The 20,217-nt window shown below is 69.5% G+C and carries 16 protein-coding genes; 7 read left to right on the top strand and 9 right to left on the bottom strand.

Annotated features, from left to right (window positions below):
• Nucleotides 1–201: 201 nt before the first annotated feature.
• Together NR798_RS09985 and NR798_RS09980 are read left to right on the top strand one after the other, a co-directional pair.
• Nucleotides 202–579 (top strand): peptide chain release factor-like protein, encoded by a 378-nt coding sequence (locus tag NR798_RS09985; protein WP_375771219.1) that lies wholly within the window; start codon nt 202–204, stop codon nt 577–579.
• Nucleotides 580–584: 5 nt separating this feature from the next.
• The gene (locus tag NR798_RS09980) at nt 585–1,013 is read left to right on the top strand and encodes a GTP pyrophosphokinase (RefSeq protein WP_375771218.1); all 429 of its coding nucleotides are present in this window, start codon (nt 585–587) and stop codon (nt 1,011–1,013) included.
• 36 nt (nt 1,014–1,049) lie between these two features.
• Here NR798_RS09980 and NR798_RS09975 read toward each other — a convergent pair whose 3' ends face one another.
• From NR798_RS09975 to ligD, 4 genes are all read right to left on the bottom strand, one after another.
• Nucleotides 1,050–1,667 carry a TIGR02265 family protein gene (locus NR798_RS09975; RefSeq protein WP_375771217.1) on the bottom strand — a complete coding sequence of 206 codons (618 nt, stop codon included), beginning with the start codon at nt 1,665–1,667 and terminating at the stop codon, nt 1,050–1,052.
• A 196-nt stretch (nt 1,668–1,863) separates the two neighbouring features.
• Nucleotides 1,864–4,596, bottom strand: coding sequence for an aconitate hydratase AcnA (gene acnA / locus NR798_RS09970; protein WP_375771216.1), 2,733 nt, complete (start codon nt 4,594–4,596; stop codon nt 1,864–1,866).
• A 143-nt stretch (nt 4,597–4,739) separates the two neighbouring features.
• Nucleotides 4,740–5,888: a cyclic nucleotide-binding domain-containing protein gene (locus NR798_RS09965; RefSeq protein ID WP_375771215.1), complete on the bottom strand. Its 1,149-nt coding sequence runs from the start codon at nt 5,886–5,888 to the stop codon at nt 4,740–4,742.
• Nucleotides 5,889–5,933: 45 nt separating this feature from the next.
• On the bottom strand, nt 5,934–8,498 hold the full coding sequence (gene ligD, locus NR798_RS09960) for a DNA ligase D (protein ID WP_375771214.1): 2,565 nt from the start codon (nt 8,496–8,498) through the stop codon (nt 5,934–5,936).
• A gap of 299 nt (nt 8,499–8,797) precedes the next feature.
• On the opposite strand from ligD, the gene NR798_RS09955 reads away from it, so the two are divergent.
• Complete coding sequence (locus NR798_RS09955) at nt 8,798–9,214, top strand: hypothetical protein (RefSeq protein ID WP_375771213.1); 417 nt, start codon at nt 8,798–8,800, stop codon at nt 9,212–9,214.
• Nucleotides 9,215–9,267: 53 nt separating this feature from the next.
• On the opposite strand, the gene NR798_RS09950 is transcribed toward NR798_RS09955, so the two are convergent.
• From NR798_RS09950 to NR798_RS09940, 3 genes are read right to left on the bottom strand one after another with little or no spacing between them, the layout of a single operon-like run.
• Nucleotides 9,268–9,495, bottom strand: a complete 228-nt coding sequence (locus NR798_RS09950; protein WP_375771212.1) for a hypothetical protein — start codon at nt 9,493–9,495, stop codon at nt 9,268–9,270.
• Between the two features lie 50 nt (nt 9,496–9,545).
• Nucleotides 9,546–11,405 (bottom strand): serine/threonine protein kinase, encoded by a 1,860-nt coding sequence (locus NR798_RS09945; RefSeq protein WP_375771211.1) that lies wholly within the window; start codon nt 11,403–11,405, stop codon nt 9,546–9,548.
• The gene (locus NR798_RS09940; protein WP_375771210.1) at nt 11,402–12,190 is read right to left on the bottom strand and encodes a DUF2381 family protein; all 789 of its coding nucleotides are present in this window, start codon (nt 12,188–12,190) and stop codon (nt 11,402–11,404) included. Before NR798_RS09940 ends, NR798_RS09945 begins: the two co-directional genes overlap by 4 nt.
• A gap of 171 nt (nt 12,191–12,361) precedes the next feature.
• On the opposite strand from NR798_RS09940, the gene NR798_RS09935 reads away from it, so the two are divergent.
• Nucleotides 12,362–13,429, top strand: coding sequence for a DUF2381 family protein (locus tag NR798_RS09935; RefSeq protein WP_375771209.1), 1,068 nt, complete (start codon nt 12,362–12,364; stop codon nt 13,427–13,429).
• Between the two features lie 23 nt (nt 13,430–13,452).
• Here NR798_RS09935 and NR798_RS09930 read toward each other — a convergent pair whose 3' ends face one another.
• Together NR798_RS09930 and acs are read right to left on the bottom strand one after the other, a co-directional pair.
• Nucleotides 13,453–13,848 carry a DUF3969 family protein gene (locus tag NR798_RS09930; protein WP_375771208.1) on the bottom strand — a complete coding sequence of 132 codons (396 nt, stop codon included), beginning with the start codon at nt 13,846–13,848 and terminating at the stop codon, nt 13,453–13,455.
• A 191-nt stretch (nt 13,849–14,039) separates the two neighbouring features.
• A complete protein-coding gene (gene acs, locus NR798_RS09925) occupies nt 14,040–15,983 on the bottom strand; it encodes an acetate--CoA ligase (RefSeq protein ID WP_375771207.1) in 1,944 nt (647 codons plus the stop codon).
• Between the two features lie 192 nt (nt 15,984–16,175).
• Between acs and NR798_RS09920 the strand changes: the two genes are divergently transcribed.
• From NR798_RS09920 to NR798_RS09910, 3 genes are read left to right on the top strand one after another with little or no spacing between them, the layout of a single operon-like run.
• Nucleotides 16,176–18,545, top strand: coding sequence for a CHASE2 domain-containing protein (locus NR798_RS09920; protein WP_375771206.1), 2,370 nt, complete (start codon nt 16,176–16,178; stop codon nt 18,543–18,545).
• 2 nt (nt 18,546–18,547) lie between these two features.
• Nucleotides 18,548–19,132, top strand: a complete 585-nt coding sequence (locus NR798_RS09915) for an SH3 domain-containing protein (RefSeq protein ID WP_375771205.1) — start codon at nt 18,548–18,550, stop codon at nt 19,130–19,132.
• The gene (locus tag NR798_RS09910) at nt 19,132–20,199 is read left to right on the top strand and encodes a M48 family metalloprotease (RefSeq protein ID WP_375771204.1); all 1,068 of its coding nucleotides are present in this window, start codon (nt 19,132–19,134) and stop codon (nt 20,197–20,199) included. The genes NR798_RS09915 and NR798_RS09910 overlap by 1 nt, the downstream gene beginning before the upstream one ends.
• The last annotated feature ends 18 nt before the right edge of the window (nt 20,200–20,217 follow it).

The raw sequence follows: 20,217 nt of genomic DNA, 5'->3' as shown, positions 1-20,217 counted from the left end.
ACTGAGCACACTCATATGCAGACAACCCTGACTTATAAGCAACTGGGTGACACACGACTCTCCGGGTGTCTCCGGTGTCCCAGGGGTTCCCCGCGTATAGAGCGGCGCGTCATCACCGCCCCCGCCCCCGGTCAGGCCCGCACCGCCCGCCCCGTCAGGCCGGGTGCACGCGACACCCCGTACGACTAGGTTGGAACTCCCATGACCGTCGAACCCTCCCGCCGACACGCCGCGCTGGAAGCGCTCGCCCTGGATGACGAGGCACTGCTCCGCACCTGCGAGGTGGAGTTCTTCATCGCCTCCGGCCCGGGCGGCCAGCACCGCAACACCACCGCCAGTGGAGTGCGCCTGACCCACCCGCCCACCGGCCTGTCCGTCACCGGCACCGAGCGCCGCAGCCAGTCGCAGAACAAGGGCGCCGCGCTCGAGCGCCTGCGCGAGGGGCTCCAGGCCCTCACCTATGTGCCCAAGAAGCGCCACAAGACGAAGCCCACCAAGGGCTCCCAGCGGCGCCGTCTGGACACCAAGAAGCGCGAGGGCGAGAAGAAGGCCCAGCGCAGCAAGAAAGGCATGTGGTGAGCGGCATGAGCGGACCCACCCTGGAGGACGCCATCGCCCTGGCCGTGGAGGCCCACCGGGGCCAGCGCGACAAGGCCGGCCAGACGTACATCCTCCACCCCCTGCGGGTGATGATGCGCCTGGAGACGGAGACGGAGCGGATGGTGGCCATCCTGCACGACGTGGTGGAGGACTCGCCCTGGACGCTGGAGCGGCTGCGCGCTCTGGGCTACCCCGAGGAGGTGCTGGGCGCGCTGGACTGCCTGACGAAGCGCGAGGGCGAGACGTACGAGGCCTTCATCGAGCGCGTGCTGCCCCATCCCCTGGCGCGCCGGGTGAAGCGCGCGGACCTGGAGGACAACATGGACGTGCGGCGGCTGCCGGCCGTCACGGCCAAGGACGCGGAGCGGCTGGCCCGCTACCGCGCCGCCTGGGCCCGCCTCCAGGAGGTGTGAGGCCAGGAGGTGTGAGGCGAGGCGTGAGCCCCCGCGCTACCAGGTGACTTCCAGCGCGATGCTCAGCTCGCCCGTCTTGCGCGCGGTGACGTTCACGTTCTTCACGCCCAGCTTCTTGGCGATCGCCTGCGCTCCCCCCACATGGTAGGCGAGCGGCATGAAGGTGACCTCGATGGTGAGCACGCCCTGGTTGGCGCCCGGCCAGGTCAGCGCGGGCTTTCCATACGTCGTCAGCACCCAGTAGAGCGTCTGCAGGGCGATCATGAACTGCTGGGGCGTGCCTCCCGCCTGCTGCAGCGCCGTGCGCCCCACCGGCGTCTCCATGTAGCTGGAGCCCGCCTTGAAGCCGATCTGCCGCAGCACTTCCTCGTAGCCGCCCAGCTTGCTGCTCAGCGCCCCGGCCGCGGCGCCGAGCAACAGCAGCAGCGAGCGCGTGGGATAGTTGAAGAACTCCACGAAGGCCTTCTCGCCGCTGGCCGCCAGGCAGCGCTTCACCACCGCCTCGTCCCCGCCGAGCTCCCGGACCACCCGCAGCAGGGAGGAGAACAGGAAGCCGCGCGTGGTGTGCTGCGGCGTCGCCAGCAGCAAGCGCTGCTGGAGATCCTGCTCCGCGTCCTGTGCGGTGTCGTTGCCCGGATTCGACTCAGTACCCATTCGCGTGTTCCAACGGCCTCGGGCCGGGGGGGAGCGGCGCCGAGGGGACCCGGATACTACAACGGTTCAGTCGAAGACACTGCTCCGGGCACGTACTCGGGCCCAAAGCAGACGGCCCGGCGCGCCGAGAAGGGCACGCCGGGCCGCCTGGAGGGGAGCCGCCCTCTCCCCGAGGGAGAGGGAGACCTACACACGACTACGCCTTGGCCAGCTGCCGCATCACGTAGAGCAGGATGCCGCCGTGGCGGTAGTAGTCGAGCTCGTTGGGCGTGTCGATGCGGCACAGGGCGGTGAACTCCTTGGTGCCGCCCTCGCCGGTGGCCTTCACGGTGAGCTTCTTCTGGGGAGCCAGGTCCGTGGAGATGCCGGTAATCTCGAACGTCTCGTGGCCGGTGAGGCCCAGGCTCTGGGCGTCCTGGCCCGCCTCGAACTGCAGGGGCAGCACGCCCATGCCGATGAGGTTGGAGCGGTGGATGCGCTCGAAGCTCTTGGCGATGACGGCCTTGATGCCCAGCATGGCCGTGCCCTTGGCGGCCCAGTCACGGCTGGAGCCCGTGCCGTACTCGGCGCCGGCGAGCACCACCAGGGCGGTGCCGTCCTGCTGGTACTTCATGGAGGCGTCGTAGATGCTCATCCGCTCGCGGCTGGGGATGTGGACGGTGACTCCACCCTCCACGCCGGGCACCAGCAGGTTCTTCAGGCGGATGTTGGCGAAGGTGCCGCGCACCATCACCTCGTGGTTGCCGCGGCGCGCGCCGTAGGAGTTGAAGTCCTTGGGCTGCACGCCCTGGTCCATGAGGTACTTGGCCGCCGGGCTCGTCTTGGCGATGTTGCCCGCGGGGGAGATGTGGTCCGTGGTGACGGAGTCACCCAGCAGCGCGAGCACCCGGGCGGCCTTGATGTCGGCGAGCGGCTTGGGCTCGGCCGGGATGTTCTGCAGGAAGGTGGGCTTGCGCACGTAGGTGGACTTGGGGTCCCACTTGAACGTGTTGCCACCGCCGGACTGCAGCTGCTGCCAGAGCTGGTCGCCCTCCATGGCGCGCGAGTACTGGCTGCGGAACTGCTCCGGCTTCACCGCGGACTTGATGAAGCGCTGGATCTCCTCGGAGGAGGGCCAGATGTCCTTGAGGAACACCGGCTGGCCGTTGCGGTCGGTGCCGATCGGCTCGGTGTCCAGGTCCTTGCCCACCTCACCGGCGAGCGCGTAGGCCACCACCAGCGGCGGCGAGGCCAGGTAGTTCATGCGCACGTGCGGGTTGATGCGGCCCTCGAAGTTGCGGTTGCCGCTGAGCACCGCGGCCACCACGAGGTCGCCCGAGGTGACGGCCTCGGCGACGGGGTCCGGCAGGGGGCCCGAGTTGCCGATGCAGGTGGCGCAGCCGTAGCCCACCACGTGGAAGCCGAGCGCCTCCAGGTAGGGCATGAGGCCGGCCTCCTTGAGGTAGTCCGTCACCACGCGGCTGCCCGGGGCGAGGCTCGTCTTCACCCAGGGCTTCACGTTGATGCCGCGCTCCACGGCCTTCTTGGCCAGCAGGCCCGCGCCCAGGAGCACCGCCGGGTTGGAGGTGTTGGTGCACGAGGTGATGGAGGCGATGACGACGGCGCCGTGGCCCAGCTCGTAGCTCTGGTTGCCGGCCTTCACGGTGACGGTCTGCTTGAGGCGCTCGGGAGGCACCGGGGCCGCGGGGGCCTTGGCCTTGCCGCCACCCTCATCGTCCTCGCCCTTGCTCTTGCCGGCCGCCAGCATCTCCACCAGCGACTTCTCGTAGGCGGACTTCATGTCCTTGAGCGTGACGCGGTCCTGCGGGCGCTTGGGGCCGGCGAGGCTGGGCACCACGGTGGACAGATCCAGCTCCAGCGTGTCGCTGAAGATGGGGTCCGGGGTGTTGGCGGTGTGGAAGAGGCCCTGCTCCTTGAAGTAGGCCTCGGCCAGGGCGACGAGCTCCTCGGGCCGGCCGGTGAAGCGCAGGTAGTTGAGGCTCTCCTCGTCCACCGGGAAGAAGCCGATGGTGGCGCCGTACTCGGGCGCCATGTTGGCGATGGTGGCGCGGTCCGGCAGCGACAGGCTCTGGAGGCCGTTGCCGTAGAACTCGACGAACTTACCCACCACGCCCTTCTTGCGGAGCATCTGCGTGACGGTGAGCACCAGGTCCGTCGCGGTGGCGCCCGCCGGCAGCTTGCCCGTGAGCTTGAAGCCCACCACCTGCGGAATCAGCATGGTGATCGGCTGGCCGAGCATGGAGGCCTCGGCCTCGATGCCGCCCACGCCCCAGCCCACCACGCCCAGGCCGTTGACCATGGTGGTGTGGCTGTCGGTGCCCACCAGCGAGTCCGGGCACACCACGTTGCCCTGACGGAAGGCCACCTGGGCCAGGTACTCCAGGTTCACCTGGTGGCAGATGCCCACGTCCGGGGGCACCACGCGGAAGTTCTTGAAGGCGTTCTGGCCCCAACGCAGGAAGGCGTAGCGCTCCTGGTTGCGCTCGAACTCCAGCTCAGCGTTGGCGCGGAAGGCGTCGGTGGTGCCGAACACGTCCACCTGGAAGGAGTGGTCGATGACCAGGTCCGCCGGGTTGCGCGGGTTGATCTTCGCGGGATCTCCCCCCATCTCCGCGAGCGCCTCGCGCATGGCGGCCAGGTCCACCACCGCGGGCACGCCGGTGAAGTCCTGCAGCAGCACGCGCGCCGGGTGGAAGGAGATTTCGGTGTCGGGCTCGGCCTTGGGATTCCAGGCGAGCATCTTCTCCACGTGCTCGCGCTTCACCACGCGGCCATCCTCGTGGCGCAGCAGGTTCTCGAGCAGGATCTTCAGCGAGAAGGGCAGGCGGGCCACGGACGCGTGGTCCTTGCCCACCTTGGCGAGGCTGTAGAAGTCGTACGTGGCCGAGCCGACCTTGAGCTGGCTCTTGCTCTTGAAACTGTCCGTCATGTGCGTGCCGTCCTTCCGTCCAAACCTGCGGGTCTTCTAGGCCCGCCGGAAGCGGCTTGCAAAAGGATCTTGCGGGCACTGCCAGGGGCGGACGGTCGGGGAGGATTTCACCGGCCGTCCGGGTGGCCCGACGGGCCGTCCGGCTAGCGGTCCCCGAGCAGCCGGGCGGTGCGCTGGAGGCGCTCGGTGCCGATCTTCATCAGGGCGTCACGCATGCCGGGCTGGCTGAAGATGTGCTTCTCGAAGGCGGAGCGGTCCAGCCGCAGCAGCACGCTGGGGACATCCGCCCGCACCATGGCCGTCACCGGCTTGCCCATCAGCAGGGAGATCTCCCCGAACACGTCCCCCTCGCGCAGCACCGGGTAGGGCGTCTCCTTGCCATCCGGGTGCATGTGGTAGGGCGTGCACCGGCCGCGCAGCAGCAGGTAGAGGGCATCCCCCATCGTTCCGGCGGTGAGCAGGGTGGTGCCCGCCGCCACCCGCTGGAGCTGGAATTCCCGGGCCAGCGCCCGGCGCTGCTCCAGGCGCAGCGGAGAGAAGATGGGGTGGGTGCGCAGCAGGTTGTCCGCCGCGCGCTTGCGGCAGAAGGCCTGCACCACCCGCTCCACCAGCGGATGCTTCCGGGAGAGCTCCAGCATCCGCGCCCGCGGCAGCTCCAGCAGCACCGAGGGCACCGACGGCATCACGGTGCACAGCCGGGGCCCCTCGGTGACGAGCGCCATCTCCCCGAAGACGCCCCCCTCCACCACCGGCCCCTCCTGCGGCCCCCGGGCCTCCAGCAGCCGCCAGACGTCTCCCCTCCCCTCCACCATGAAGAACATGGACGCGCCCGGGTCCCCCTCGCGCATCACCGGCTGGCCGGACACGTACGTGCGCACCTCCACCGCCTCCAGCAGCGCGACGAAGGCATCCCGGCACAGCATCGAGAAGAGGGGCACCGCCACCGGGTCCTCCCGCTCGGGCAGGAGCTCCAGCTCGGCGGAGACCTGGTCCGCCGCGCCCTCCTGGGGCTGCACCGGGTAGCGCGCATAGAGGTTGGCGATGAAGGCCTGCGTGCGCGTGTGGCCGGGCTCCAGCCGCAGCAGTTCCTTGCACGCCACGATGGCGCGCAGCAACTGGCTGCCCTGGCCCCAGGCCCTCGCGAGCGCCTCGAAGCCAGCGGCGGCCTCCTCGGGGTGGCCCTGCCGCTCCAACTGCCGCAGCTCGGCCAGCGCCACGTCCAACCGCCCACCGGCGGCCAATTGCCCGGCCAGTTCCCGCGGCCGGAGAAGGTTGTCGGCTCCGTCAGTCATCCGTGCTCACGCTCACAAGCGCCGCACGCTATCACTCCGGCGGCCTCAAGCGGGTGGAAGCGTCTGTCCGCCAGCCAACGCTGGGGCAAACAGGTCTCCTACCTTGTCCAGGCGCCGTCGGACCGTGTCCAGGGTGAAGCGCGCCGGGTTCAGCCGTGGCGTCACCTCGGACCAGGCGAGCGGCGTGGACACGGGCGCATGGGGCAGGGCCCGGAGGGAGTACGGCGCCACCACCGTCTTGCCCCAAGCGTTCTGCCCGGCGTCCAGGTACAGCAGGCCCTGGCGCCGCTCCTTGGAGCGCTCGACGGTGGCCAGCCGCGGGTGCTCGGCGGCGAGGGTCTCGAAGGCCCTGTTCGCGAACACCTGGGCCTGCGCGTAGGTGTGCCCGGGAGCCAGGGGCACCAGCACGTGCAGGCCCCGCTTGCCGGACGTCTTCGGCACGCTGCTCAGCCCCAGCCCCTCCAGGTAGCGCCGCAGCGAGAGCGTCAGCTGGATGAGATCGTCGAAGGTTCCCGCCGGCCCGGGGTCGAGATCGAACACCACCCAGTCCGGCTCCTTCAGGTGCTCCACCCGGCTCGACCAGATGTGCAGGGTGAGGGCGGACTGGTTGGCGAGCCACAGCAGCGACTCGGGCCGGTCCACCACCACGTGGGGGAGGGAGCGGGCCTCGTGGTGGATGCACACGGTGGTGAGCCAGTCTGGCGTGCCCTGCACCCCCTGGCGGAAGAAGCCGGGCTCGTCCACGCCGCGAGGCCACTGCTGCAGCGCGAGCGGGCGGCCCTCGAGCGCCGGCACCATCAGGGGCGCCACGTCGCGGAACCAGGCGAACACGTCCGCCTTGGTGAAGCCCTTCTTGGGGAAGAGCACCCGCTCGCCATGGGTGAGCACCACGGGCGCCACGGGGCTGGGGGCGCGAGGGGCCTGCTTCCGGGCCACGGCCGTCCTGCCCGCCGCCCGCGTCTGCTTGCGCGCCTTCGTCCCGGTCCGCCGGTGCGGGCCTCGCGTGGCACGCACGGGGGTGCTGCGCGGCTTCTCCCGCACGCACTCCTCGGGCCGCTTGTCACTGCGCAGCCCCTGGAAGGACGGGTGGCGCAACCGGCCGTCCTCCGTCCACTCGGTGAAGGCCACCTGGGCCACGTAGCGGGGCTTCACCCAGAAGGCCTCCTCGTTGTGCAGGGCGTCGCGCACGTACGGGGCGTCCTTCACGGGAGACTTCTTCACCACGTCGCGGGCCAGCAGCGTGCGCAGCTCGCGCCGCACCTTCGTGGAGTAGCCCGTGCCCACCTTGCCCGCGTACTGCCAGGTGTCGCCCTCGCGCACCGCCACCAGGAGCGAGCCGAGCTCCGGCCGCTCGTTGGCCATGGGCGTGAAGCCCACGATGGCGACCTCCTGGTTGGCCTGCACCTTGAGCTTGAGCCAATCGGCGCCGCGGCCCGCGGAGTACGGGCTGCCCACGCGCTTGGCCATGACGCCTTCCAGCCCGCGCCGCTTCGCCTGCGCCAGCGACTGCTTCGCGCTGCCCTCCACCTGCTCGGCGAGGGCGAGCGGTGGCTTCACCCGCGCGAGCAGCCGCTCCAGCCTCGCCCGGCGCTCCTCCAGCGGCAGGGCGCGGACATCCTCCCCATCGAGCCACAGCAGATCGAAGATGACGTAACGCTCCTCGACGCCCTTGCCGAGCAACTGGAAGCGCGAGCGGCCCTTGGGGTCCAGGGCGACGATCTCCCCGTCCACCACGGCCTCGTGCTCGCCGAGCGACTCCAGGGCCTTGAAGATGGTGGGGAAGCGCAGGGACAGATCATTCCCATTGCGCGATTGCAGGGCGATGCGGCCGCCCTGGAGCGCGGCGATGGCGCGGAAGCCGTCGTACTTCACCTCGAAGCGCCAGTCGGCGTCGGCGGTGGCATCCACCTGGGCCAGCGTGGCCAGCATGGGAGGCCACACCTTGCCGAGCAGCGCCTCGGGTGTGCGCACGCTGCCCTTGGCGCGAGAGGGACGCGAGGCGCGCACGGGTGGGGCCGGGGCACGCTTCGCGGCGGTGCGCCGGGTACGGCGGGTGGGCCCGCGGGTGGCGCTCTGGCCAGACTTCACGGACTCGGGGTGCTCCACCGTGACGTCGTAGCCGGGCTGCTCGGTGCCATCCTTGGCCTTGAAGCACAGCCACTGGGCCTTCGTGCCCACCGGGCGCGTGCGGATGAGGTGCCAGCCGCCCTCGAGCTTGTGCCCGTGCAGCACCACGTGCAGCCGTCCGCGCGCGAGCTGCTCGGAGGCCTGGCCCGGCGGCACGGTGTCGAAGGTGCCCTCCTCCCAGAGCAGCGAGTCTCCCGCCCCATAGGCCCCATCGGGGATGCGGCCCTCGAAGGTGGCGTAGGCCAGCGGGTGGTCCTCGGTCTGGACGGCGAGACGTTTGTCGGCCGGATCGTAGCTGGGGCCCTTGGGAATGGCCCAGCTCACCAGCACGCCGTCGATCTCCAGCCGCAGGTCATAGTGCAGCCGGGTGGCGTCGTGCTTGTGCACCACGAAGATGGGGCCGCCCTTCTTGCGCGCAGCCGGGACTTCCGGAGCGGGCTCCGAGGTGAGGGAGAAGTCACGCTTGGCGCGGTAGGTCCCCAAGCGCGTACGAGCGGAAGTCTTGGATCGTCGCGAGGTCGCCATCCCCTCAAGGGTCGGCACGCTCGGCCCACCTGGCAAAAGGCATCCGGGGTTGGAGCCGCCGCCCGCTTCCTCTACCTTCCCCGTCAAGCTCGGAGGATGACTCGCGGAGTCGTCACGAGCGGAGAAGGCAGCAACTCCCCTGATGGGTAGGCAACCAGGTGGACCATCCTCTGGGGCGGTTGTGATTCCAGCGCCCCTGACGCTCCCCGCCCGAGTACCTCCGGGTGGTAGCGTGCCCCCGGCTCGAAGGAGGTCGCGTGTACTTTCCGGACATGGGTGAGGAGTGCATGGTGGGCGCGGGCCCCGGGCTGCGCGCGGTGGGATGGCTCGACATCGAGCATCCGTACACCCGGGGAACCGTGGAGCCCGCCTTCCTGGAGGCACTCCAACGGCATGTGAAGACGGCCTGGGCCCCGCTCGTCATGGCCGGGCCCCACTTCTGCCAGTTCTGCGCGGAGAAGCCTCGGGGTGGGGCCGGGAACGTGTGGATTCCCTCGGAGCACCATCTCTTCATCGCGCCGGAGCTCATCGTCCACTACATCGCCGACCACGGCTACCGGCCCCCGGACGCCTTCATCGAGGCAGTGCTCGCATGCCCCGCCCAGGGTTCTCCGGAGTATTTCGAGCGGCTCCGCCCCTTCCGGCATCTGACGGAGTGGCCTCCCTCCGAGTGAGTCGAAGGCCGGCGCGCCAAGTCTCCTGAGCTTCCAACCCCTCAGGCAAGGACTCACTCCTCATCGCTTCCCAGCGTCAGATCGACCTGACCGAGCCTTGCCTGTTGTACGGCACGCATCCAGTCGTCCCAGACACCGGGATCCGCGGGCGTACCGTCTTCGAGCAGCGACAGGCTGCCCAAGAAAACGCCCAGGTCGTCCGAGCCTGTCATGTCGTGGAGCATCTTCAGGTAGGCGTACATCGCCGCGTAGGCTTCCTTGGTCGTGATCTTGTCTTCCATGGCAATCTCGAGGACGAGCTCCGCCCCAGGCCCCCACACTCGTTGACGTCTCAGTAGTGCTGGCGCTTCGGCGGGTTCAGGATGTGGAGATCCGGGTGCTCGTTGGGATCCACCTGACGCACGTCGGGCCGAGGCTCCCCCTCGGGGGGCTCGATGGCGGTCTCGAACCGGGGCATGTTGATGATGACGCTGCCCTCGCCGCGGTCCACCTGATCCAACGGAGCCCCGGTCGCTGCGTAGCCCTCATACGTCGGAATACCGTACACCTCCTCCCACGAGCTGACGGCGGCTCCGCAGATGGGCAACCAGGAGCCGTCAGGGCGTTGGATACGGTTGAATCGGATGTAGACACGCATCGGCGTGACCTTCGCCTCGCCCTCCAGGTTGAACCTCGGGCCGCCATTGAACGGCTTCATGAAGGCCCTGACAGGCCCAGGTTTGACGTTGAGGGGTCCACCCTGCTCGCGAGGGTAGGCCGATGAGGCTGGAGTGCCTGACGTCATATAGGTGGGATAGAGGTATTCAGGCTTGAAACCCAGCTCGAGCGGAGTGGCGCGGGCCTCGGGTGAGCACCGCTCGAGGAAACCCGCCGAGTACGGACGCACGTCGGGCGTGGTGGCGCATCCAGTGAGTTGCACGAGCACCGCCCCCCACACGGCGCGCATCGTGGCGCACCAGCGCGAAGAGGCCTCGGGCGAGGGAGCGGTGGCGGAAGGTTCCTGACGGTACTGGGAAGACGGCACGGGCGGTGCTCCTTGCTCGGAGAGCGCCAGCGGGGCCGGCGCGGTGGACTCCACGTGAGGGTGCAAGTGAAGCAGCCACCAACCTAGCCCGAGCAGTCCCAGCACGAAGGCCCACTCCACGAGAACTACCGGCCAGCGCCTCGCACGGCCCGTGCTCGCGGGGCCCTCCGACGCGCCAGGGGAGCCCGGCTCCGAGTGCGTGCCCGCCGGAGCCGGAGTGCTCCCGCCTTCGGAAAGCGGCACCGACGGCACCTGCCAGGACGCCAGATGCCCCTCCTCCGTCCGCAGCCGCTCCAGCTCCTCGCGCACGGCCCGGGCGCTCGTGGGACGCTGCGCGGGCTCCTTGGCCAGCAACCGCATGGCGAGCGCGGAGAGGGAGGCGGGGACCTCGGGAGCGTGCTGCCGGGGCTCGGCGGGCGAGACGGTGAGAATGGCCACCAGCAGTTGCTCCAGCGGCAGCGCCGGGTCGAAGGGGCGCAGACCCGTGAGGGCCTCGTAGACGAGGATGCCAATGGCGTACAGGTCCGCCGTGGGCCGGGCCTCGAAACGCGAGCCCTTCTCGAGGACCTCCTTCCCCAACAGGAAGCGGACGGCCTCGGGGGGCTGACAGTAGAGCGTGCCCGGCGCCAGCCCCTCCGTCAGCGGGCGCGCGCACGGCAGGTGGACGGCCCCCAGGTCGATGAGGAAGGGCCAGTCATCGCCCTCGCGCACCAGGATGTTGTCGGCCTTGAGGTCGCGGTGGCACACCCCGCGCTCGTGCATCGCCTGCAGGGCGCGCAGGATTTCGATCAGCACGCCCACCCACTGGTGGGGCGTGGCCCGCTCGTTCCAGCGCCAGTCGTGGAAGGTGGCACCTGGAACATGGTCCGTGATGAAGAAGGAGTAACCCGTCCGGGGATCCGGCCATCTCCCCAGCTCGTGCACGGGCAGCAGATTGGGGTGTGAAAGGTGCTCCAGCGAGACCGCTTCCCGGCGCATCCAGCCATCGACGCGGTCCTCGTCCGCGTCCGAGGCCGGCTGCAACGCCATCTTCATGACGTACGGGTTGCCTTCGTGCTCCACCAGGAAGAGGAGGGAGAAGCCGCCAGCGCCCAGGCGGCGCACCACGAGGTACTCCCGCACGCTGTGTCCCGGGCGCAGCTGGTTGGGGTGCAGGGCCTTGTTCATGGCAGTGCGAGAACGGCTTCCGGGAGAGCCGAGCCTTCCACCGCCAGCAACAGGTGCGCGGTCCCTCCGGGAGAGGTGGCCACCACGGTGTGCCGGCAAGCGGCATCCCCCGGGGAGGGCGGCGGAACGTGGAGCAGGGGCAGCACCAGCGAGGAGCCATCCCGCAGGGACGCGCGGAGTTGGAGCCGCGCCCAGTCCTGGGCAGACGGATTGTCATCCCAGCCAGGCAACGTCGACAGCGTGATGAAGAGGTGCGGGCCAATCCGGAGGACCGAGTCGACCTTCGCGTGAATCCCTTCTCGCAGAGTCACCCAGTGCTTCGGCAGGGTCAGCCCGACCTGTGCCGCCGGTGCGGCCTGGAGGATGCGGGCCACGTCAGCCACGCCCTCCTGGCCAGCGACGGGCGCCTGGAGCTGGACGAGTCGCACCTCTCCATCCACCTCGCCGCGGCGGGTGACGAGCGCGAGCTGAAGGGAATCGCCCGGCAGCAGCGGCACGGTGAGCACCGGGCGCTCCCCCTCGGGGAGATCAGCGGAAGGCAGGACGATGAAGGAGGTCGCGTCCACCGGGACGAGCCGGACGCGCCCGTGCTCGTCCTGGAGCACCGGGCCGCCGGGACCGAGCGGGACGTCGGTGGTGATGACGGTGGCGCTGCCGCCCGCGACGGACAACTCGGGGAGCGCCCCGCCGGGAGCCGCGGAGACGTGAACGGCGCGCCTGCGGGACACGCGCTCGACGGGCTGCTCCCGAGCGGCGGCTGACAAGGACGAAAAGAGGAGCGGCACGAGGAGAGCCACCCAGGAGACGGAGCGCACGCGGGACCCTTCGCCGTGAGGCGGCCCAAGCTAACCGGGACGGCGCCGGGCGGGCAAGCTCCAGTCCACTTCGGCGGTCATGTCCGGGAATGTGACTTCCGGAATCTCCTGCGGTATGTGGAAACCAACCCAGGAGATACGATGAACCATCCTACTCGCCGGATAGCCCGTCCCGCCCTTCATTCCCTCCTCCACCTGTTGTTGCTGGTCCTGCCCCTGGCCGCGGGAGTGGCCTCGGCCAGGAGCAGCTGGCTGCCCGAGGGCTGGGAGCCCGAGGATCGCGAGTTGAGGCTCCACGAGCGGCCCTCCGCCTCCGAGCGCGAGATACGGGTGACGCGGAAATTCCTCTCGGTCGTGGAGTTGATGGATGGGCGGGTCGATCTGGAGCACACGACGCTGGAAGGGGCCGGCGGGCGCATCCGGATGGCGCAGCAGGACGGCAACCTGCTGCTGCTCGATGCGGTGGGGGACCTGACGCCGGGCGAGCGCCTTCCCCTGTCGGTGGCCTATGAGGACGGAACGCGGCTGGAGCTGACGCTGGTGCGGGGCGAGCTGCGCACGGACCTGAACGTGCGGGTGTACCGGCGTCCTCCGCCGACGAAGGAAGAGGAAGAAGCGGCACTGGCGGAGTCGTTGGCGGGGCTGTGCTTGGAGTACGAGCAGCATGAATTGCTGCGGGGGCGGATGACCTGCTCGCCCGAGGAGGACGAGGCACCACGCGTGGGCAGCGGCGGCGTGCAGGAGTCGCGCTTCCGCTGCGAGCCCGTGACGCACGAGTGCGGGGTGAAGCTGCCCTCATGGTTGCACCGGCGGCAGTCGCCAGGCCGCCTCACCATCAATGGCCAGGAGGGAGGCGGTGGCAAGGTGGGCATGATGGGCAACAGCATCGCCTACTGGATGCCGCTGCAGACGGTGGTGGTCATCTCCGTCTTCAACATGGACCCCAAGCGGCGCTGGCGGCCGGGCGAGTACGCGCTGAGGCGGGAGGCCACGGGCGAGGCGGTGCGCCTGCGCGCCGTGAAGGCGGAGGTGCCCGAGGAGGGCGTGGACTTCGGCAAGGTGGGGTTGATGAGCTTCGTCATCGACACGCCGAGCTCCGGCACCGAGCGGTTCGTGCTGGAAGTACTCGAGAAGGACGGCGGCCCGCGCCGGATTCGCGTGGAGGGCATGACGTTCGAGGCGCCCGGGAAGGAAACTCCCGCCCGCTAGCAAAGCCGTCGATGCATGAAGGGTCATCCCGCGATGCGCTTGTTGCTACGCACCAGCCATTTGTCTCCAGCGGGTTTCTTGATGGACAGCGTTGCCAGCGCTTTCAGCAGTTCGCTTTCGACATCCGCGATCGCGCTGGCGAGTTTGTCCGGGATGAGATTTGCCACGTCTTCAAGCTCGGTGGCCATGTGGATGGCATGGCGAAGCTCTTGACATGCATTCATTTGATTGAGCCGCGTCAGCAAGGCCGGTCCGAAAAGCCGTTGACAGGCATGGTCCGGGCTCAGGGTGCCGGCAGCCAACGCTCGGCACATGCCAAGAGAGGCAACGGTGATGAGCAATTGCGCATCATCGGGCCCCTTGGCCTGGAGTGACAGTTCCAGCTGTGGCTCGGAATCTTCAGGCAAGTGCTCATTCATTGATTGCTCAAATCCCCTCTACAAGGGGGGCGAAGGCAAGGGTCGCTGTTCGTGGGGCAGGCGAACCTCGTCTTCCACGACCGTGCAGCACCGCTTCATGGACATCCCTCCGGACCTGACCACCCCCTTGGGTCGTCAGGCCGGTAGGGTACCCAACGGGTGCGGCTCCACCCGGAGCGGGCCGCGGGGCCTCAGCGCCCCTTCGCGCTCTCGCGCTGCTCGAGCTGGACGATCTCGTCCACCACCTGCGGCTCGGCCAGCGTGGTGATGTCACCCAGGCTGTCCGTCTGGCCCTCGGCCACCTTGCGGAGGATCCGGCGCATGATCTTCCCCGAGCGCGTCTTCGGCAGGCCGGTCACCACGCGGATGCGGTCCGGCGTGGCCAGCGGCCCGATGATGCGGCGCACCTGCTCCTTCAGCGCGCCCACCAACTGCTCGGAGCTCATGTCGCCCGGCTTCACCGTCACGTACGCGCAGATGCCCGTGCCCTTGATGTCATGCGGGAAGCCCACCACGGCGGCCTCGGCCACCGCCTCGTGCGCCACCAGCGCGCTCTCGATCTCCGCCGTGCCCAGCCGGTGGCCCGACACGTTGAGCACGTCATCCACGCGGCCGGTAATCCAGTAGTAGCCGTCCTCGTCGCGGCGGCAGCCGTCTCCCGTGAAATACATCCCCGGGTACGTGGAGAAGTACGTCTCGCGGAAACGCCGGTGGTCTCCCCAGATGGTGCGCGCCTGGCCCGGCCACGGCCGCTTCAGGCACAGGTTGCCCGAGACGCCATTGCCCTCGATGACCGCGCCCTTCTCGTCCACCAGCACCGGCTCGATGCCGAAGAACGGCAGGGTCGCGCTGCCCGGCTTCGCCGGCGTGGCCCCCGGGAGCGGTGTAATCAGGATGCCGCCCGTCTCCGTCTGCCACCACGTGTCCACCACGTCGCAGCGGCCCTCGCCCACCACGTCGTGGTACCAGCGCCACACCTCGGGGTTGATGGGCTCGCCCACGCTGCCGAGAATCCGCAGGCTCTTGCGCGAGGACTTCTTCACCCACGCGTCTCCCTCGCGGATGAGCGCGCGCAGCGCCGTGGGCGACGTGTAGAGAATGGTCGCCTTCAGGTCATCCACCACCTGCCACATCCGGCTCGCGTCCGGGTACATGGGCGTGGACTCGAACATGACCGTCGTCACGCCGTTCACCAGCGGGCCGTAGATGAGATAGCTGTGGCCGGTAATCCATCCCACGTCCGCGCTGCAGAAGAAGATGTCGTCCGGGCGGATGTCGAAGACGTACTCGTGCGTCATCGCCGCGTAGACGAGGTAGCCCGCGGTGGTGTGCATCACGCCCTTGGGCTTCCCGGTGCTGCCCGAGGTGTAGAGGATGAAGAGCGGATCCTCGCTGGACATCCACTCCACCGGGCAGGTGGAGCGATGCTTGGACATCTCGTCCTCGAGCACCTTGTCGCGGCCGGCCTTCATGGGCACGGCCTTGTCCGTGCGGCGGCTGACGAGCACCGTCTCCACCTGGGTGAGGCCCTCCAGCGCCTGGTCGACGATCGACTTGAGGGCCACGGCCTTGGGGCCGCGCGGCGCCTCGTTGGCGGTGACGACGATGCGCGCCCCCGAGTCGAGGATGCGATCTCTCAGGGACTCGGCGGAGAAGCCGGCGAACACCACTGAGTGCACCGCGCCAATGCGCGCGCACGCCAGCATGGTGTAGGCCACCGCGGGCGTCATGGGCATGTAGATGCAGACGCGGTCCCCCTTCTTCACCCCGTGCGCCTTGAGCACGTTGGCCACGCGTGCCACCTGGTGCTTGAGCTCGCGGAAGGAGATGCGCTGGTACTGCCCCGGCTCGTTGGCCGCCCAGATGATGGCCGTCTTGTCCGGCTGCGTGTGCAGGTGCCGGTCCACCGCGTTCTGGCAGGCGTTGAGCCGGCCGCCGCCGTACCAGGAGAAGTCCACCTCCTCCATGTCCACGTCGAGCACATTGGACGGCGGGTGGAACCACTCGAGCCGCTTCGCCTGCTCGCCCCAGAAGGCGGAGGGATCCTCCAGGCTCTGGCGATAGAGGCGGTTGTACTCCTCCAGGCTCTTCACGCGCGCGCGCGCGGTGATGGGCTCCTTGGGTGCAACGAACATGGTGTCTCCCCCAGGGGTTGGAACGGGTTCAGGTTGGAGTCCTACAACGCAAGCGCCATGCCTACCCCGGAAATCTCGTGCTTCCGGTGGCTTGTGTACTGGACGCACCGCGTCGAGGCGTCACGCGCGGAAACGAACCGTTACCTTCCGTAACATGCCGGCCATGACGCACCGGCCCCCTCGAGCCCGCCCGTGAAGCCCTTCCTGCACGTCTACGCCCTGCGCCTGCGCCACAGCTGGAAGTTCATCCTGCTGGCGGCCGTGCTCGCCACCGCGGGCGCGGCGCTCTGTCAGAAATACGATCTGCTGCGGATGAGCGACGCCGAGCTGGGCGCCTATGACCAGGGGCTCACCTTCTTCACCCGGGGCCACCCGCGCTCGAAGGACGTGGTCATCGTCGGCATCGACGACAAGACGCTGCAGGGCATCCGGGACAACGAGACGTACGTGCGCAACTACGGCGTCTATCCCTACTCGCGCAACCTCTGGGCGCGCGTCTTCGAGCACCTCGTGGACGAGGGCGCCCGTGCCATCGTCTTCGACGGGGTGATGGACGAGCGGGGCACCGACGAGAGCAACGACCTGGCGCTCGCGCAGGTGCTGGAGGAGCGCGGCATTCCCCTCACGCTCGGCTTCAGCATCAACGCGGGCCAGCCCGCCCTGCCCCAGGTGGAGCCCGTCAACCGGCTCGCCCACGCGCCCCCGCCGCCCGCGCCCGGCGTCCGCCCCGCCGCCGGGAGCGAGGGTGGCGAGGACTTCACCGAGTTCGCCGAGACGGAGGGCCCTCCGCCCCTGACGCCGGAAGAGGTGGCCCGGGCGCTCGCCTTCCCCGTGCACCACCCCGGCCTGACGCTGCCCTCGCTGGAGCAGAAGCCGGGCGACACGGGCGCACGGCTCATGCGCCACCCGGTGCCTCCCCTGCCCGCCCTGGTGCGCGCCACGCCGGGCTTCGGGCTCGTCGTGCAGGAGGAGGACGAGGACGGGCGCCTGCGCCGCACCCGCTTCGCCTACTCGGACGGGGCCAACACCTACGCCACGCTGTCGCTGGCCGCGGTGGCGGACCTCCTCGGCGCCGAGCGTGTCGAGCTGATGCCGGGCAAGCTGAAGCTCGGCTCCCGCGAGCTGCCCATCAACCCGGACGGCAGCGCCGAGCTGGACTTCGGCGGCAGCTGGAAGGACCGCTTCGAGGCGCTGAGCGTGTACGCGGTGCTGGAGGACTGGGCCCGCCGCCAGGAGCACCAGCGCCAGGGCACGCCCTACGTGCCCGTCATCCCCGCGGACACCTTCCGCGGCAAGGTGGTGCTGGTGGGGGGGCTCTCGGTGGGCACCAGCGACGTGAAGTCCACGCCCTTCCAGAGCGACGCCCCCGGGCTCGTCAAACACGCGGTGATGCTGGAGTCGCTCCTGTCCGGCGGCTTCATCACCCAGGCGCCCTTCTGGGCCTCGCTGCTGCTCACCTTCTGCGTGGCGCTCTTCTCCGTGGCGCTCATCACGCTGGTGCGCGTGCCGATGCTGGAGCTCGCCTGGCCGCTGCTGCTCTTCTTCGGCTTCTTCCTCGTCACCGGCCTCTTCCTCGAGCACGGCCGGGTGCACCTGCTCAACGCCATGCCCGTCTACGCGGGGGAGCTCGCCGCGCTGTCCGCGGTGGCCTTCAACCACGTGTTCGCCAACCGCGAGCGCGAGCGGCTGCGTCTGGCCTTCAACCGATTCCTGGACAAGACGCTGGTGGACCAGTTGGTGGAGCAGCAGAAGGTGCCCTCGCTGGAGGGCGAGACGCGGGAGATCACCGCCTTCTTCTCCGACATCCGCGGCTTCTCCTCCTTCAGCGAGCGCTTCAAGGACGACCCCAAGGCGCTGGCGGCCCTGCTCAACCGCTACCTCACCCGCGTCAGCTCGGTGCTGATGAGGCATGGGGCCTGCTTGGACAAGTACATCGGCGACGCGGTGGTGTGCCTCTTCGGCGCGCCGCTGAACATGCCGGACCACGCGGTGCTCGCCTGCCACGCGGCGCTCGCCGTGCGCGACGAGGTGGAGGCCCTGCGCGCCGAGCTCAAGAAGGAAGGCCTGCCGGACGTCTACACCCGCATCGGCCTCAACTCGGCGGAGATGTTCGTGGGCAACTTCGGCAGCGAGCACCTGCTCGACTACACGGCCATCGGGGATGGGATGAACCTGGCCGCGCGGCTGGAGGGCGCCAACAAGGCGTATGACACCACCATCATGATCGGCCCGCGCACCTACGCGATGGCGCGCGAGCACATCGAGGCGCGCGAGCTGGACCGGGTGAGGGTGGCGGGCAAGGAGGAGGTGGTGACGGTGTACGAGCTGCTGGCGCGCGCCGGAGCGCTGCCCGCGGCGAAGCGCGCCACCGTGGAGCGCTACCAGCGGGCCCTCGCGCTCTACCGGGAGGCCCGCTTCGAGGAGGCGGCCCGCGTGCTGAAGGAGGCGCTCGCGGCGGATCCGGACGAGGGTCCCAGCCGGGCCCTCCTTGCACGGTGCGAGCGTTACGCGTTGAATCCCCCCGCCCTCCCCTTCGACGGGGTGGTGAGCCTGGAGAAGTGACCGTGAACCTCGAGAGACTTCCCACGCTGCTGGCGCTGGTGTGCGTGGCCACCAGTGGTTCCGCCCTGGCCGTGACGCCCGGGGGCACGCTGTACATCAAGGCGAAGAACACCCACCTGAAGGCCTCCAACAGCCCCACCGCGGACACGCTCGTGGTGCTGCAACCCGGCAAGGCCGTGACGTACGACGGCCGTCAGGGCAACACGCCCTGGTGCAAGGTGACGGTGCCGGTGGACAAGAAGGGCCCCGTCCAGGGCTTCGTCTACCAGGCCAACCTCTCCGTCTCGCCGCCCTCCATGGAGGTCACCAGCAAGAATCCGGGCAAGCCGCTGTCCCCCGAGGCGTTCGCCTCCTCGGGAGCGGCCGTCAAGGCGCTGGGGCCCGGAGCCATCGCGTACGGCAAGACGCTGAGCCGGCCCGAGAGCGTCCAGCAGCTCATCGAGCTCGAGTCGCTCGCCGCTTCCATCGACTCGGCCCAGGTGTCCGAGTACGCCCGCGCGGGAGGCCTGCCCGAGGTGGTGGGCCGGCCCGAGGTGGCGCGCCGCTCGGCCCCGGCCTCGCGTCCGGCGAAGAAGGGGGGCCGGTGATGAGCCCGCGCCGGTGGAGCCTCGCCGTGACGTGCCTGCTGCTCGGCCTCCCGGGCTGTGCCGAGGTGCGGAAGGCCCTGGGCCACTCCGGTGGCACGCTGGGGCAGTTCGCGAAGGACTCGGAGGAGGCGGAGCGGCGCGCCACCGAGATGCAGAAGGACTGCGACACCCTGAAGGCCCGCGCCATCACCTACGAGGAGGAGAGCGCCTTCGGTGGCGCGGTGAGCGTCAACTGGGTGAGCCAGGGGGGCGGGCTCACGCGCCGGCCACGGGCCCAGGCGCTGCACGTGCAGCTCAACAAGATCGGCAAGAACCTCGCGGCCCAGTCCAGCCGGCCGGATCTCCCCTGGACGTTCGGCGTGCTCCAGTCCGAGGGCGTCAACGCGGTGAGTGGACCCGGCGGCTACGTCTTCGTCTCCGAGGGGCTGCTCGCGCGGCTGGACAACGAGTCCCAGCTCGCGGGCGTGCTCTCGCATGAGATCGCTCACATCACCCGCAAGCACGCGATGCGCGAGTACCAGCGCTACCTCGTGGACCAGTGCGAGGACGCGGTGAAGGCCGAGAAGTCGAAGCCGCTGGCGAACGCCGCCTCCAGCACGGCGAAGCAGCTGGATTCCGCGGTCGGAGGGCTCGGGCAGCTGCTGCCCGCGGGCGAGCTGCGCACCCTGTTCAAGCAGGCCGCCGGCCAGGTGAGCATCGACAAGTGGGGCAAGGAGGCCCTCCAGGCCTTCACCAACGGCTTCATCGCCCGCCTCACGGAGAAGGGCTTCGGCGAGCAGGACGAGTACGCCGCCGACGCCGAGGCCGTGGAGCTGATGGCGGCCGCCGGCTACGCGCCCGAGGAGTACGTGGCCTTCCTGTCGAAGCTGCCAGACAAGGGGCTGTCCACCGAGCATCCCCGCAAGGACAAGCGCCAGGGCCAGCTGCGCGCACAGCTGGCGGAGCTGCGCAAGCGCGCCCCGGGTGACGACTTCGTCACGTCCGTGGACCTCTCCCAGACCCGGCTCGTCCCCTTGCGTGACGCACTGCAAGCAGGCACACCGGCCACCGCCGCACACACCGACTGAACGAGGGACTGGCTCCTC

Source organism: Archangium gephyra, assembly GCF_042230915.1.
Taxonomy (GTDB): Bacteria; Myxococcota; Myxococcia; order Myxococcales; family Myxococcaceae; genus Archangium; species Archangium gephyra_B.
This window is presented reverse-complemented; position numbering and strand designations above follow the sequence as displayed.

What these genes read in the sequence shown, in the direction of transcription:
- NR798_RS09975 (WP_375771217.1), bottom strand. Translation starts at nt 1,667, where the DNA reads ATGGGTACTGAGTCGAATCCGGGCAACGACACCGCACAGGACGCGGAG.
- NR798_RS09935 (WP_375771209.1), top strand. Translation starts at nt 12,362, where the DNA reads ATGAACCATCCTACTCGCCGGATAGCCCGTCCCGCCCTTCATTCCCTC.
- NR798_RS09980 (WP_375771218.1), top strand. Translation starts at nt 585, where the DNA reads ATGAGCGGACCCACCCTGGAGGACGCCATCGCCCTGGCCGTGGAGGCC.
- NR798_RS09965 (WP_375771215.1), bottom strand. Translation starts at nt 5,888, where the DNA reads ATGACTGACGGAGCCGACAACCTTCTCCGGCCGCGGGAACTGGCCGGG.
- NR798_RS09945 (WP_375771211.1), bottom strand. Translation starts at nt 11,405, where the DNA reads ATGAACAAGGCCCTGCACCCCAACCAGCTGCGCCCGGGACACAGCGTG.
- acnA (WP_375771216.1), bottom strand. Translation starts at nt 4,596, where the DNA reads ATGACGGACAGTTTCAAGAGCAAGAGCCAGCTCAAGGTCGGCTCGGCC.
- NR798_RS09910 (WP_375771204.1), top strand. Translation starts at nt 19,132, where the DNA reads ATGAGCCCGCGCCGGTGGAGCCTCGCCGTGACGTGCCTGCTGCTCGGC.
- NR798_RS09950 (WP_375771212.1), bottom strand. Translation starts at nt 9,495, where the DNA reads ATGGAAGACAAGATCACGACCAAGGAAGCCTACGCGGCGATGTACGCC.
- acs (WP_375771207.1), bottom strand. Translation starts at nt 15,983, where the DNA reads ATGTTCGTTGCACCCAAGGAGCCCATCACCGCGCGCGCGCGCGTGAAG.
- NR798_RS09985 (WP_375771219.1), top strand. Translation starts at nt 202, where the DNA reads ATGACCGTCGAACCCTCCCGCCGACACGCCGCGCTGGAAGCGCTCGCC.
- NR798_RS09930 (WP_375771208.1), bottom strand. Translation starts at nt 13,848, where the DNA reads ATGAATGAGCACTTGCCTGAAGATTCCGAGCCACAGCTGGAACTGTCA.